18 protein-coding genes are annotated in these 14,557 nt (G+C 30.5%); 10 read left to right on the top strand and 8 right to left on the bottom strand.

The window, feature by feature from the left end:
* Positions 1 to 43: 43 nt before the first annotated feature.
* The 6 genes from RRF68_RS01490 to katG all read left to right on the top strand — a co-directional run bounded on the left by RRF68_RS01490 (position 44) and on the right by katG (position 6,623).
* Positions 44 to 385 (top strand): tRNA-binding protein, encoded by a 342-nt coding sequence (locus tag RRF68_RS01490; RefSeq protein ID WP_315944751.1) that lies wholly within the window; start codon positions 44 to 46, stop codon positions 383 to 385.
* 78 nt (positions 386 to 463) lie between these two features.
* Positions 464 to 1,180 (top strand): hypothetical protein, encoded by a 717-nt coding sequence (locus RRF68_RS01485; protein WP_315944750.1) that lies wholly within the window; start codon positions 464 to 466, stop codon positions 1,178 to 1,180.
* Between the two features lie 172 nt (positions 1,181 to 1,352).
* Positions 1,353 to 1,772: a hypothetical protein gene (locus RRF68_RS01480; RefSeq protein WP_315944749.1), complete on the top strand. Its 420-nt coding sequence runs from the start codon at positions 1,353 to 1,355 to the stop codon at positions 1,770 to 1,772.
* 102 nt (positions 1,773 to 1,874) lie between these two features.
* A complete protein-coding gene (gene hutI, locus RRF68_RS01475; protein WP_315944748.1) occupies positions 1,875 to 3,107 on the top strand; it encodes an imidazolonepropionase in 1,233 nt (410 codons plus the stop codon).
* A gap of 1 nt (position 3,108) precedes the next feature.
* Positions 3,109 to 4,116: a formimidoylglutamase gene (locus RRF68_RS01470; protein WP_315944747.1), complete on the top strand. Its 1,008-nt coding sequence runs from the start codon at positions 3,109 to 3,111 to the stop codon at positions 4,114 to 4,116.
* A 266-nt stretch (positions 4,117 to 4,382) separates the two neighbouring features.
* On the top strand, positions 4,383 to 6,623 hold the full coding sequence (katG, locus tag RRF68_RS01465; protein ID WP_410016833.1) for a catalase/peroxidase HPI: 2,241 nt from the start codon (positions 4,383 to 4,385) through the stop codon (positions 6,621 to 6,623).
* An 83-nt stretch (positions 6,624 to 6,706) separates the two neighbouring features.
* Here the strand turns inward: katG and RRF68_RS01460 are convergent, their stop codons facing one another.
* From RRF68_RS01460 to RRF68_RS01430, 7 genes are read right to left on the bottom strand one after another with little or no spacing between them, the layout of a single operon-like run.
* The gene (locus tag RRF68_RS01460) at positions 6,707 to 7,462 is read right to left on the bottom strand and encodes a LytTR family DNA-binding domain-containing protein (protein WP_315944746.1); all 756 of its coding nucleotides are present in this window, start codon (positions 7,460 to 7,462) and stop codon (positions 6,707 to 6,709) included.
* Positions 7,463 to 7,474: 12 nt separating this feature from the next.
* Positions 7,475 to 7,801, bottom strand: a complete 327-nt coding sequence (locus tag RRF68_RS01455; protein WP_218772781.1) for a 2TM domain-containing protein — start codon at positions 7,799 to 7,801, stop codon at positions 7,475 to 7,477.
* Complete coding sequence (locus tag RRF68_RS01450) at positions 7,788 to 8,102, bottom strand: 2TM domain-containing protein (RefSeq protein ID WP_275316048.1); 315 nt, start codon at positions 8,100 to 8,102, stop codon at positions 7,788 to 7,790. The genes RRF68_RS01455 and RRF68_RS01450 overlap by 14 nt, the downstream gene beginning before the upstream one ends.
* 2 nt (positions 8,103 to 8,104) lie before the next feature.
* Entirely contained in the window at positions 8,105 to 8,425 is a 321-nt protein-coding gene (locus RRF68_RS01445; RefSeq protein ID WP_218772783.1) for a 2TM domain-containing protein, read from the bottom strand.
* A 1-nt stretch (position 8,426) separates the two neighbouring features.
* Positions 8,427 to 8,723: a 2TM domain-containing protein gene (locus tag RRF68_RS01440; RefSeq protein WP_315944745.1), complete on the bottom strand. Its 297-nt coding sequence runs from the start codon at positions 8,721 to 8,723 to the stop codon at positions 8,427 to 8,429.
* Between the two features lies 1 nt (position 8,724).
* On the bottom strand, positions 8,725 to 10,047 hold the full coding sequence (locus RRF68_RS01435) for a 2TM domain-containing protein (RefSeq protein ID WP_315944744.1): 1,323 nt from the start codon (positions 10,045 to 10,047) through the stop codon (positions 8,725 to 8,727).
* 46 nt (positions 10,048 to 10,093) lie between these two features.
* On the bottom strand, positions 10,094 to 10,510 hold the full coding sequence (locus RRF68_RS01430) for a DUF2141 domain-containing protein (protein WP_218772786.1): 417 nt from the start codon (positions 10,508 to 10,510) through the stop codon (positions 10,094 to 10,096).
* A gap of 153 nt (positions 10,511 to 10,663) precedes the next feature.
* Here RRF68_RS01430 and RRF68_RS01425 point away from each other — a divergent pair, with 153 nt between their 5' ends.
* The 3 genes from RRF68_RS01425 (at position 10,664) to RRF68_RS01415 (ending at position 12,344) form a co-directional block, all read left to right on the top strand.
* Positions 10,664 to 11,158, top strand: a complete 495-nt coding sequence (locus RRF68_RS01425) for an RNA polymerase sigma factor (protein ID WP_218772787.1) — start codon at positions 10,664 to 10,666, stop codon at positions 11,156 to 11,158.
* A 2-nt stretch (positions 11,159 to 11,160) separates the two neighbouring features.
* Positions 11,161 to 11,769: a hypothetical protein gene (locus RRF68_RS01420; protein WP_255554321.1), complete on the top strand. Its 609-nt coding sequence runs from the start codon at positions 11,161 to 11,163 to the stop codon at positions 11,767 to 11,769.
* A gap of 92 nt (positions 11,770 to 11,861) precedes the next feature.
* On the top strand, positions 11,862 to 12,344 hold the full coding sequence (locus RRF68_RS01415) for a hypothetical protein (protein WP_315944743.1): 483 nt from the start codon (positions 11,862 to 11,864) through the stop codon (positions 12,342 to 12,344).
* On the opposite strand, the gene RRF68_RS01410 is transcribed toward RRF68_RS01415, so the two are convergent.
* Positions 12,341 to 13,360, bottom strand: coding sequence for a GntG family PLP-dependent aldolase (locus RRF68_RS01410; protein ID WP_315944742.1), 1,020 nt, complete (start codon positions 13,358 to 13,360; stop codon positions 12,341 to 12,343). The two genes, RRF68_RS01415 and RRF68_RS01410, sit on opposite strands and share 4 nt — an antisense overlap.
* A gap of 34 nt (positions 13,361 to 13,394) precedes the next feature.
* Here RRF68_RS01410 and prfB point away from each other — a divergent pair, with 34 nt between their 5' ends.
* Complete coding sequence (prfB, locus tag RRF68_RS01405) at positions 13,395 to 14,492, top strand: peptide chain release factor 2 (protein ID WP_315944741.1); 1,098 nt, start codon at positions 13,395 to 13,397, stop codon at positions 14,490 to 14,492.
* Positions 14,493 to 14,557: the final 65 nt, after the last annotated feature.

Below are 14,557 nucleotides of genomic sequence, written 5' to 3'. Positions count from 1 at the left end.
ATGCTACCTGTAATAATAAATATTTTTAAACTCCTTAACATTTATGAATGACAATACTTTAACTTGGGATGATTTTATAAAAGTAGAAATGCGCGTAGGAACAATACTTACTGCCGAAGTTTTTAAACAAGTAAAAAAACCTGCTTATAAAATGCAAATAGATTTTGGCGAATTTGGTATAAAAAAAACTTCTGCTCAAATTACAAAACTATACGCTCCAGAAGAATTAATAGGCAACCAAATAGTAGCTGTTATTAACTTTCCTAAAAAACAAATTGCCAACATAATGAGCGAATGTTTGGTATTAGGTGCTGTTGGCGAACAGCATGAAATAACGCTTATTTCTCCGGATAGGAAAATTAAAAACGGAACACGAATTGGGTAGATTTAATTCTTTATATTACTTACCTATAATTTTACCTAACCTTTTTAATATATTCTCTAACCATTAATAAAAAAAGCCATGAAAAAAACGTTTACTTTAATTACTATTTTAATTTATTTATTACCTCAAAATGTAAAAGCTCAAAATAATGGAGCAATAGCTGCTGCTGGTGCGCTAGTTACTATTGGTGCCGGGATTGCCGCTGTTAAACAAATGGAGGAAAGAGCTGAGTTAACAGCTACACAATGGGTTTTATCAAACAACCCTGAGCTAACAAGTTTCTCTTTAAAAACACTTTCTTTTGACGGTAAAAAACTAAAAGACATGTCGTTAACCTCTGTTATCACATATAAAATTCAAGAATTTACACCTACAGACAAGCCTGAACTAGATGGCAAAAAACAGGTTCTTTTTGGTTTTACTAGTCAAGGATGGATTAGTCAAAATGGAATTAATTTTGATAAAGTAAGATGGTTTTTAATTGATGAAGAGGAATGGATGAACATGATGGTATCTTATGTTAAGGTTTCTTCAAGTGAAAACAATGAAGAAACTCTTGTTAACACTTTAAAAAATGGTAAAGTTGTAAATAAAGGTGTAAAAGTAAAAAGCAAACTAGTTATTCCTTTTTATAAATTAAAAGGAGACATGTATGTTGTTACTGATTATTCTAATGATATGAAGTTAGTATACAATGAACGATCTCTTGGTATATTACTAAAAGAAACAAGGAATCTTGTACAAATGGGAAGAGGTGACATTATTGAAATACATGATTTCTTTTTTGAAAAATAAGAATTACATCTAGTTATCTTTTTTAAATACCAACACTTTTTACTGTGTTTTTCAATACCGTATTCAAATATAATTTAGAGACAATAAATAATAACATATTTTAGAACTTAAAGAGGTTTAACATATGTTATTTACTCTAAAACGAAAATTATACATAAAAAGAACCAACATTATGACAATAAACAACACTACAATTACAAAGGGATTTATTATTGCCGGATTAATGAACACAACAGTCCTTATTTTTTCGAAATTTTTCACGAATACTGTTATTAACGAAGCTGATCCGGTCGTAATGTCTAATTTCGGACTTTTAATGATACTTATTTGGGGATTGGCATATATGAGTATCGCAAAAAATTACTCCAAAGTAAAATGGTTAGTAGGTGTTTTTGCTATTGAAAAATTTATTTATGGTTGTATTTGGATAAATTGGGTACTTAACAATACCATTTCTAATGTTTTTGAAAAAGACCTAATGGCAGGTGCTTTCTTTGCTATTTACGGAGTAAATGATTGGTTATTTTTCATCTTTTTTACTACCGTATTTATTCGTTTATTAAAAGAAAAAACACACCTTTTAAAAAACTAAAGACATCTGTATTTTATGGTTGTTTAAAAGTATTCTCATTTAAAAACTATAGCTTTTATTGTTTTTACCGTAAGTTTGTGTAACAAATTTCATAAAACGATAATGACAACATTATTCATAAACATCAAAGAATTAATTCAGGTTAGAGAAGCTAATATTAAGAAAGTTTCTGGAAAAAAAATGAGTATTTTACCTACTTTAAAAAATGCTTTTCTATTAATTAAAGATGATAGAATTCTGGATTTTGGTACAATGAATAATTTATCTGCTAAAGCAGATAAAACTATCGATTGCACGGGTAAAATGATTCTTCCTACTTGGTGCGACTCTCACACTCACATTGTATATGCTGGTAACAGAGAACAAGAATTTGTTGACAGAATTAACGGATTAACTTATGAGGAAATAGCAAATAATGGTGGCGGAATTTTAAATTCAGCCAAGAAACTTCAAGAAACTTCAATAGAAGATTTGTATGAGCAATCAGCAGTTCGATTAGAAGAGGTTATGAAACTTGGTACTGGCGCTGTTGAAATTAAATCTGGCTATGGATTAACTGTTAATGCTGAATTAAAAATGTTACGCGTTATTAAAAGGTTACGCGAAAACTACAACTTACCCATCAAAGCTACATTTTTAGGAGCACACGCTTTTCCAAAAGAATACAAAGATGATAAAAATGGTTACATCGATTTAATTATTAATGAAATGTTACCCAAAATAGCTAAAGAAAAATTGGCTGATTTTATAGATGTTTTTTGTGAAACCGGTTATTTTTCGGTAAAAGATACAGATAGAATTTTAGAAGCGGGTAAAAAGCACGGATTAATACCAAAAGTACACGTGAACCAGTTTACAACTATAGGCGGAGTTCAGGTAAGTGTAAAACACAATGCTTTATCTGTAGATCATTTAGAGGTTATGAGTACAGATGATATTTATGCCTTAAAAGGAACAAGTACAATGCCTGTAGCATTACCGTCTTGTTCTTATTTTTTAAGTATTCCGTACACTCCAGCTAGAGATATTATAAATGCAGGATTACCACTAGCTTTGGCAACTGATTTCAATCCAGGTTCTACACCTTCTGGTAATATGAATTTTGTAGTTGCTACTGCTTGTATTAAAATGAAAATGACACCCGAAGAAGCTATAAATGCAGCTACTATAAATGGTGCTTATGCTATGAATTTATCTGATGAAGTTGGAAGTATTACAAAAGGTAAAAAAGCTAATATTATCGTTACAAAAGAAATTTTAAGTTACGGTGCTATTCCTTACAACTTTGGTTCTGTATTAATTGATACGGTATTTATTAACGGTAAATCAATTTAATATGTTACAGTTATTTACGCAAAAAAACATTAATGATTTTGTAAATCCTCGTGAAGGAGAAACAAAATTAGGGCAATCCGTACAAGTAATTTCTACTCTTGATAATATTAAAAACGCTACTGCTAAATTTGTTGTTATTGGTGTACCAGAAGATATTGGTGTAAAAATGAATTACGGTAATGGTGGCGCACATACTGCTTTTACACCTGCTTTAAAATCGTTTTTAAATACCCAAGAGAATCAATTTATTAACGGAAAAGATATTCTTGTTTTAGGCTATTTAGACTTTTTAAATGAGGTTTTAAATTTTGATGGATCTGATAGAGAAAAAGGAGATTTGCTTGTAAAAGCGATTGATAAAGAATTATCATCTGTTATTAAGATAATTATTGAAGTTGATAAAATTCCGATTGTAATTGGTGGCGGGCATAATAACGCTTACGGAAATTTAAAAGGTTTATCCGAAGGAAAAAAACAACCTATTAATGTTATTAATTTAGATGCACATACCGATTTACGTCGTTTAGAAGAACGTCATAGCGGCAACGGATTTTCGTATGCTATAGAACATCAATATTTAGAAAAATATTTTATGTTTGGCTTACACGAAAACTACACTCCGCAATATGTTTTCGATTATATTCATAGCAACACAAACATTGATTATAATACTTATGAAGAATTACAAGTTTACAAATCAATTCCGTTTGAAAATGAGTTGTTGCGTGCTAAAAACTTTATTCAAAAAAAGTCTTTTGGTATTGAGATTGACTTAGATTGTATCCAAAATTTTCCTAGTAGCGCTATGACTCCCTCTGGATTCACATCGCAACAAACTAGAGAGTTTGTACATCATTTTGCTAAAAATAAAAATGCAAGTTATATTCATATTTGTGAAGGTTCGCCCACTATTATTCAAGACCCTTCGGCTATAAATCAAGTTGGTAAATTTATTAGTTATTTAATTTCTGATTTTATAAAAGCAAAGCAATCGTTGCTTGTTAAATAATTAGAGTTTATTTTCTTATAATTTCTCTAAATAACAAACAGTATTTTATATTTATCTGTTTAATCTTTACATCTTCGTACACACTTTCTTTGTTTTTTTTATTTTTTTAAAACCTCTAACAAAAGCTTATACTAATGAAAATAAACTTTACTATAAAATAACTCTATAATTAAATAAATTATTACACTGACTAATAAAGCTTTATAAATAATAGTTTATTAAATTTGGGTATCAATAATATATTAACTTCATAAATACTTTCATAGATGGAAAAAGAAAACGATTCAAACTCATTAAATAATGAAAGCAAATGCCCCATGCATAAAGAACAAAAAGAAAGTGTTAAAGTTACATCTTCTGGTAAATGCCCAATAATGCATGGAGGTAATACAACTACAAAATCAGCTGTTACCGATTGGTGGCCTAACGCACTAAATCTTGATATTTTACATCAACATGATACAAAGACAAATCCTTTAGGAGAAGATTTTAACTATCATGAAGAACTAAAAAAATTAGATATAGAGTCATTAAAAAAAGATATGCATACGTTAATGACAGATAGCCAAGAATGGTGGCCTGCAGATTGGGGTCATTACGGAGGTTTATTTATCCGTTTATCTTGGCACTCTGCTGGTTCTTACCGAATATCTGATGGTCGTGGTGGCGGTGGATCTGGTAACCAACGTTTTGCTCCTTTAAATTCTTGGCCAGATAATGCTAGTTTAGACAAAGCAAGACGATTGTTATGGCCTATCAAGAAAAAATATGGTAATAAAATTAGCTGGGCCGATTTAATTATTTTGGCAGGTACTATTGCTTATGAAAACATGGGTTTAAAAACTTTTGGTTTTAGTTTTGGCCGTGAAGACATTTGGCAACCAGAAAAAGATACCTATTGGGGAGCAGAAAAAGAATGGCTAGCACCAAGTGATGAACGCTATGAAAATGTAGATGAACCCAAAACGATGGAAAATCCTTTAGCTGCTGTACAAATGGGATTAATTTATGTAAACCCTGAAGGTGTTAATGGAAAACCAGATCCTTTAAAAACAGCCGCCCACGTACGTGAAACATTCGCACGTATGGCAATGAATGATGAAGAAACAGTTGCTTTAACAGCTGGGGGGCATACTGTTGGTAAAACACATGGTAATGGTGATGCTAGTATTTTAGGCCCAGATCCTGAAAGTGCAAATGTAGAAGAACAAGGTTTTGGTTGGCACAACCCAAACAAATCAGGAAAAGGTCGTTATACGGTAACAAGTGGTTTGGAAGGAGCCTGGACTACACACCCTACAAAATGGGATGATGGTTTTTTTCAAATGCTGTTTAATCATGAATGGAAATCTGTTAAAAGTCCTGCTGGTGCTTGGCAATGGGAACCTGTAACTATTAAAAAAGAAGATAAACCAAAAGATATTGATGATGCTACTATTCGTCATAATCCAATGATGACCGATGCAGATATGGCTATGAAAGTAGATCCTATTTACAAGGAGATCTCTTTGAAATTCATGAAAGATCAAAAATACTTTTCCGAAACATTTGCACGTGCTTGGTTTAAACTAACACACAGAGATATGGGGCCTAGCGCAAATTATTTTGGTACAGACTTACCTAAAGAAGACATGCTTTGGCAAGACCCAATTCCCGCAGGAAATACTAATTATGATGTAAATGCTGTAAAGAAAAAAATTGAGGAATCAGGTTTAACTATTTCAGAAATGGTAACGACTGCTTGGGATAGCGCTCGTACATTTAGACAATCAGATAAAAGAGGTGGTGCTAACGGTGCACGTATTCGTTTAGCTCCTCAAAAAGATTGGGAAGGAAATGAGCCAAAACGTTTGGCTCGTGTATTAGCTGTTTTAGAACCTATTGCTTCTCAGTTTAATATTAGCATCGCTGATATTATTGTTTTAGCAGGAAATATTGGTGTAGAAAAAGCTGCTAAAGCTGCAAGTTTTAACAAAACTGTTCCTTTCTCACCAGGTCGCGGAGATGCTACTGATGAAATGACAGATGTAGATTCTTTTGAGCCTTTAGAGCCTTTAGCTGACGGATATCGTAACTGGAGTAAAAAAAATTATGTCGTAAGCCCTGAAGAGTTGATGCTGGATAAAACACAACTAATGGGTTTAACTGCACCAGAAATGACAGTTCTTGTAGGTGGTATGCGAATGTTAGATGCAAATTACAACAATACAAAACATGGTGTTTTTACTGATACTGTTGGGAAATTAACGAATGATTTCTTCGTAAACTTAACAGACATGAGTTATACATGGAAACCTATCGCTGATAATTTATATGAAATTTGTGATAGAAAAACAGGTAAAGTTATTTGGACAGCCACTCGTATGGATCTTGTTTTTGGTTCTAATTCTATTCTTAGATCATATGCTGAGGTTTATGCACAAGATGATAATAAAGAAAAATTTGTTAACGACTTTATAAAAGCTTGGACTAAAGTAATGAATGCTGATAGGTTTGACTTAAAATAAAAACAACCTCTTTTTAATAAATACAGTAGCTCACATTATGCTTAACTCTTAGCTAATGTGAGTTACTTTTTATAACTAATTTTTTAATCAATCCAATTTTTAAATTCCTTTACACGCTCTCTGCTTACTATTATTTCGGCATCAGTATAAGAATGTAATACTAATTGCAAGCGTGAGTTTGTATATGAAACAATATCTTTTATGGCATTTATATGCACAATAAAAGTTCTATTTACTCTAAAAAAATGTTCTGGATTTAATTGCTCTTGCCAATGCTCTAATGAATCGTCTATTAAATAATTTCGATTAGAGTTTGTGTGTATATAAGTTGCTTTATTTTCTGAATAAAAACACTCTATTTCATCAATATGTATGATCTTTATATGCTGGCCAATCTTAATTGTAAATCGTTTTTTAAATTTTCTATCAACCGGATTTATCAGTAGTTTACGAATATCATCAATATTAACTTTTACTTCAGATTTTTGGGTTTGATTTTCTTTAAATTTATCTACTGCAACCTTTAGTTCGTCTTCATCGAGGGGTTTTAATAAATAATCAATTGAATTTAATTTAAATGCTTTTAATGCATATTCATCGTAAGCTGTTGTAAAAATAATGGCCGATTTAACCTCAACTTCTTCAAAAATCTCAAAAGATAACCCGTCTGATAATTGAATATCTAAAAAAATTAAATCTGGATGTTTATTGTTTTGAAACCAATTAATAGATTCTTCTACAGAATGCAACATCGTTTTTACTTCTATTTCTAATACAGACAACATTCTGTTTAACCGTCTTGCTGCTGGCTTTTCATCTTCAATAATAATAACATTCATAGTTCTTATTTATTATTTTTCATCCATGTATTCTTTTATTTTTCGCTCTTCCCAGTTTTTACTAAACAGGTTTTGTTTGCTATACACTTTTACACCGTGTAGTACCAAAATAATTCCCCACCACAAGAAAAAACGATAATTATCTATATCAAAAAAAGCTTCTTTAAATGAATCACCTAATTTAATATCTTTATAAATTCGGCGTGCTATAAAAAACAAATTTACAAGTATATATACAGATAAATGTTTGTAAAATTGTTTAAGTTCTTCAACTTTTTTTTGAGCTACTAGGTATTTTTCTGAGTAATTATTAGTTTCCATAATTTTATTTTTTTTCATTCATAAACTCCTTTACTTTTTTGTTTTCCCAGGCATCAAAAAAAGTTATTTTACTTTTAAAAACATACAAACCGTGAATTAAAACACCAAAAGCCCATAATAAAGAGTTTATCCACATATTAGCTCGTATCCACTTTAAAGTTCCTGCATTATGAATATGGTTTTCAAAAAAACTAAATATTGTATTCGAAAAAACCGCTAATACAACCATCATAATTACAAATATTTGCAAATGGTTATAAAAATTCTTGATCCTTTTTACTTTTTTTTCTGCTTGTAAATAATTTGTTTCCGATTCCATAATTAAAATTTATTATCGTCCATATATTGTTCTATCTTTTTTTTCTCCCAATCTTTTCCGAAGAATAAATTAGAACCAAAAACTCCTAACCAATGAAAAAACAATCCTATTCCCCAAAACAACCAAGTAGAATACGTGCCAAAATGCGTAACCGCTTCTATAAAATTATAGGTACCATCGTTCATTAAGCCGAATACAATAACTGCTGATATGAAAATATTTATAACAATAAAAACTGCTAGATGAATATAAAATCCTTTAATTTTTTCTACTCGCTTTTTTGCAAGTATGTATTTTTGCTCTTCAGAATAATCTCTTTCCATCTTATTTATAGTTTTTATCTTCGTTCATTAATTCTTTAATCTTTCGTTCTTCCCAGTTTTTTGTTAAACCTGTTTTGTTAAACACAAAAACATTTAACCAATGGCAAAAAAGACCTGTTCCCCACCCTAATGCAGAAAACCAAAACCAATGAAAATGTGGTTCGAATTTTAAGTTTACAAAAATTATTACAGGTATAATAATACAGTATATTGCTAAGTGTGTATAAAACCCTTTAATTTTTTTTACTCTTTTTTTTGCTTGTGTATACTTTTGCTCTGCTATATATTTATCTTCCATCTTACTTATAATTTTTATCGTCCTTCATCATTTCTTTAATCTTACGCTCTTCCCAATTTTTTCCTAAGAAAATATTGTAATTATTTACTTCTAAAAAATGAAACGTTAAGCCTACTCCCCATCCAAAAATCGGAAACCAAAACCAATGAAAACCTGGTGAAAATCTTAAATTTATAAATATTAAAAAAGGAATTACAATACAGTAAGAGGCTAAGTTTTGATAAAATTCTTTTAATTTCTCTACCTTTTCTACAGCTCTTACATACTTGCTGTTTTCTATATTTTTTGAATTGTATGACATATTATTTGTTTTTGTTAACAGCGGTAAACTCACTGTAAATGTTTTATTATTATTTTTAATTTCTACCCGTTCATCAGTTATTAAACCATAACGATCTGCAATATTTCTTAACCCTACTTTTGTGCTTTTACCTATTGCTTCTTTAGGATTAACCGTATTTTGAATTTGTAAAAAACCATCTTCTTCAAAAATGTGAATTTGTAAAGGTTTTTTTGATGAAACTACATTGTGCTTTACTGCATTTTCGAGTAATAATTGTAAAGACAATGGCACTATTTTTAAATCTGAGTTACTTACCGTGGTTGGAATATTAAATTGCACAGCATCTTCAAATCGCATTTGTAACAACTCCATATATGTTTTTGCAAACCTTAATTCTTCTTCTAACGGAATTAATTCTTTATTTCGCTGCTCTAAAACATAACGATATACTTTTGATAATTTGGTGGTAAACCTTTCTGCTTGCTTTGGATTTTCGCCTATTAAAGAGGTTAAAACGTTTAAACTATTAAATAAAAAATGCGGATCTAACTGACTTTTTAAAGTTTCAAACTTTGCGCTTTCTGTTTTCGCTACAATTTCGTGTTGAGTAGTTTCTTGTTTTAACGAAGCTTTCCAATTAATCATAAAACTACGTGCATGAAAAAAGCTTGCAATTCCTAAAGAAATTATAATAGCAAATAAATGAGACCAAAATAACTTCCCATCAAAAAAACCAGAAAAATCATGCTTAAAAATTAGTACATATTGTATGTAATGAATTAATAAAACCGCTATAATAGTGTAACAAATGGTTGCAATTACTCCAGCCCAAACTCTTTCGTTCGTTTGTGTAGCCCAGTTCCATCTAGTATTTAAATAATTATTAATTATTCCGTTTCCTAAGCCCAATATAAAAGAATACATTGCTGAAAACAAAAATACAACTGCAGCTCCTTTAATAGTAAATTGCTGATTTATAATTGTAAAAATTACACCAAAAATGATCGTAAGTTTTAAACAAACTAAAAAATCTTTTTTCAAACTTATAAATGTATTGGATGTATATTTTTCCATTGCTATCTTATTACTAAAATTTAATTTTTAAAGATACATTTTTATCTGCAACCGTAAATTTTGCTTGCTCATATTGTGGCGGCCCATATGGATTAATTACATTGTTTGATGAACCGTAATCTTCTAATGGCATTCCGTTCGATTTAAAATCCATTTTACCATTATTATTTTTATCGTGAAAACAAATAACAGCATATTCTCCTAATGGTACGTCTTTAAAAACAACCGTACTTTTACCTTCTTTTATTATCGTTGATGCTGCTTTTATTGGTTTTTTCCTGAAATTGTCTTTAGTATATAAAGCATAACTTATTTTACCTAAGTCTGAAGTCGCATTTACAACTGTTACTTGTATTTCTTTATTCTGAGCTGTTAATTCGGCCACTATAAAGAGTTGAATTAATATTAATGTTGTAGTTAAGAATTTCATGATTCTTCTTTTTTATTGGTTAATTACACTACAAATATGCTGCTGATCTATCGTTTTTAAAACTAAAAACAACTGAACTGTATTTTTTTTAGGATGAACTGTAACAATTCGTATTTTTGAGCTACTTATAACCAATCAACCATACTAAACTTAGTGAATAAAGAGTTAGAAAATAAATTTTTATCTGATTTTGAAGCCAATCAAAACATTGTGCATAAAATTTGTAGGCTTTATACTACAAACCAAGATGCTCATAACGATTTGTTTCAGGAGGTAACAATTCAACTATGGAAAAACTACAGTAAGTTTAGAGGAGATGCTAAATTTAGTACATGGATGTATCGAGTGGCTTTAAACACCGCAATTTCTTTATACAGAAAATCTACTAGAACTGTAAAAACACAAGATATTACCGACTATGCTTTTAAAATTAAAGCCGTTGACTATGATGAAACAGAAGAATTACAATTAAAAGCACTTTACAATGCCATTAGAAAATTAAATGACATTGACAAAGCACTAATATTTTTATATCTAGAAGATAAACCTTACAAAGAGATATCTGTAACTTTAGGTATTAGTGAAGTAAATGCTCGTGTGAAGATGAACAGAGCAAAGGATAAATTAAAAAAAGTATTAAACCCATAATAATGGATTTAGATAAATATAAAAAAGCATGGGATAACCAGCCTCAAGAAACAGATACGGTTTCTAAAGTTGATATCTATAAAATGGCACATTCAAGATCATCATCAATAGTAAAATGGATTTTTATTATTGGAGTATTAGAGTTTATACTCTTAAACTCCATGTATTTTTTCGTTGATATGGATGAAGCCAATAAGGAATATGAAAAAATAGGTTTAGGTCAATTTGTTTTTTATTCTCAAATAGTAGCTTACATCATATTGTTTTATTTTTTGATGAAGTTTTACTTAAATTATAAACGTATATCAGTTACAGACTCTACCAAAGAATTAATGACAAAAATTGTAAATACGAGAAAAACAGTTAAGTATTACGTTTTGTTTAACTTATCGTATTTATTTGTAATTGCTGTTGCTGTTGCTGTTGCAACTGTTAAATCTCATCCAGAGTTTACCAATTCAAAAATGCTAGTTTTTATTGCTGTTACAGCTATTATGTCTTTAATAATGTTAGTATTACTTTGGTTATTTTACCAGTTAATTTACGGTATTCTATTACGTAAATTAAACAAAAATCATAAAGAGTTATCTAAACTAGAAGACTTGAATTAAGTACTTAAAAAAGAGATTGTTTCATTACAATCTCTTTTTCATTTTAACCAATTAAATTTCTTATTTTTACGCGAACTATATTAAATACTTTCATGAAAAAATTTATTACTCTTTCTTTATTTTTATTATCAATAAGTTTATTCTCTCAAGAATCTGATTTTTGGAACAACACACGTTTTGGTGGTAGTTTTGGTTTTAGTTTTGGTAGCAATACGACTACTCTTTCTATATCGCCAAGCGCCGTTTATGATTTTAACGAAGAGTTTTCTTTTGGTGGTAGTATCGGTTACCTATACAATAAAAGTAGTGACTATAGTGCAAATATGTATTCTGCAAGTGTTATTGCTTTATATAGACCAATACCTCAAATAGAATTTTCTGGTGAGCTTTTACAATCTTATGTTAGTAAAAAAATTGGTACCGTTAAAGATAACTATAGCTATCCTTCTTTAAATATTGGGGCAGCTTATATTACTGGTAAAGTTACTTTTGGTGTTCAGTACGATGTATTATATAAAGAAGATAAAAGCATTTATGCAAATGCTTTCTCTCCTTTTATTAGAATCTTTTTCTAAAAACTTTTAAGTTCTTTTAGTAAAATAGTCAGCATTTCATTTGTTAAATTTAAATGCGTAACAATTCGTATTTTCCCTTCCCCCATCGAGATTAATAAAATACCTTTTGATGCCATTTTATTGATAAAATCCATCGGATCAATATTATCATCTACATAAAAGATAATAATATTAGTTTCAATAGGTTCTACTTTTGTAACATAAGAACATCCTTCTAAAACAGTTCCTATCTGTTGCGCTTTTTGATGATCCTCTGCTAAACGATTTACATTATTATCTAACGCATAAATTGCTGCAGCTGCTAAAAAACCAGCTTGTCGCATTCCCCCACCAAATAATTTACGCACACGTAAAGCTTTTTCCATATCCTTTTTACTTCCTATTAAAATAGAACCTACAGGAGCTCCTAATCCTTTAGACAAACAAATAGAAATCGTATCAAATAATTCGCCATACTGAGCAGGAGTTTCGTTTTTAGCCACTAAAGCATTAAATAAACGCGCGCCATCTAAATGAAAAGCTAATTCATTCTTTTTAGCTACTTTCTGAATCTTTTTTAATTCTTCAAAATCCCAACAAGCACCTCCTCCTTTATTTGTGGTGTTTTCTATACAAACCAAACGACTGTATGGTGCATGAATATCTGCTCTTCCTGATACGGCTTCTTTTAATTGGTTTGCGGTAAACATACCTCTATGCCCATCGATTAAATGAGAGGTTACTCCTGAGTTAAAAGCGGCTCCACCACCTTCATAATTATACACATGTGCCCATTTATCACAAAACATTCTATCGCCAGGTTGTGTATGAATTTTAATAGCTGTTTGATTTGCCATTGTTCCCGAAGGGAAAAACAAAGCAGCCTCCATATTAAAAAGTTTAGCAACCTTTTCTTGCAATGCGTTTACCGTCGGATCAGCACCAAAAACATCATCACCAACTTCTGCATTCATCATTGCCTTCATCATTAATTTTGTTGGCTTGGTAACAGTATCGCTTATTAAGTTTATTTCCATTTTTATCTACGATTTTAAAATGTATTTTTGTTGTATGATTACACACGAACAGCTTAAAAATATTACTGAACGAATTGGCAAGTTAAAAGGATATTTAGAGATTGACAAGAAGTTGATTGAAATTAATAATGAAGAAGAAAAAACTGTTAATCCTGATTTTTGGAACAATCCTAAAGAAGCCGAAGTTTTAATGAAATCGCTCCGTTTTAAAAAGAAATGGGTAAGCGATTACAATTCGGTTATTTCAATGAATGATGATCTTACTGTTTTATATGATTTTTATAAAGAAGATGCTGTTGATGAAACCGAAGTAATAGAACAGTTTGAAAAAACGGCTGCATTTTTAGAAGATATTGAGTTTAAAAATATGCTTTCTGAAGAAGGTGATAATTTAAGTGCAACCATTCAAATTACTGCTGGTGCTGGTGGTACCGAAAGTTGTGATTGGGTAGAAATGTTAATGCGTATGTACACCATGTGGGCAGAAAAGCAAGGTTTTAAATTAAAAACACTTAATTACCAAGCCGGTGATGTTGCCGGTGTAAAAACAGTTACTATTGAGTTTGATGGTGATTATGCCTTCGGATGGTTAAAAGGTGAAAATGGTGTACATCGATTGGTTCGTATTTCTCCTTTTGATAGTAACGGAAAACGACACACCACATTCGGCTCTGTATATGTGTTTCCTGTTGCTGATGATACCATTGAAATAGAAATAAATCCTGCTGATATCGAAATTGTTACAGCACGTTCTAGTGGTGCTGGTGGACAAAATGTAAACAAAGTGGAAACCAAGGTTCAGTTGACTCATAAACCAAGCGGAATTCAAATTCAGTGTTCAAACTCGCGTTCGCAACACGATAACAGAGCCACCGCTTTAAAAATGTTAAAATCGCAATTGTATGAAATTGAATTGCAAAAACGTTTGGCTACAAGAGAAAATATTGAAGCAGGTAAGCTAAAGACTGAATGGGGAAGTCAAATTCGTAATTACGTAATGCATCCTTATAAATTAGTAAAAGATGTGCGTACAGGACACGAAACGGGAAATGTAGATGCGGTGATGGACGGAAACATAAATCCGTTTTTAAAATCGTATTTAATGTTAAACGGACAAAAAGATAACTCATAAAATAGTTCTCGATATAATTTTCTCATAAAATCGAAAATCACTCGAACTGACAAAAATTTAATAAA

It is taken from the genome of Tenacibaculum sp. HL-MS23, from assembly GCF_032463465.1.
Lineage (GTDB): Bacteria > Bacteroidota > Bacteroidia > Flavobacteriales > Flavobacteriaceae > Polaribacter > Polaribacter bernardetii.
The sequence above is the reverse complement of the archived record's forward strand: the minus strand, read 5'-3'. Positions and strand labels throughout refer to the sequence as shown.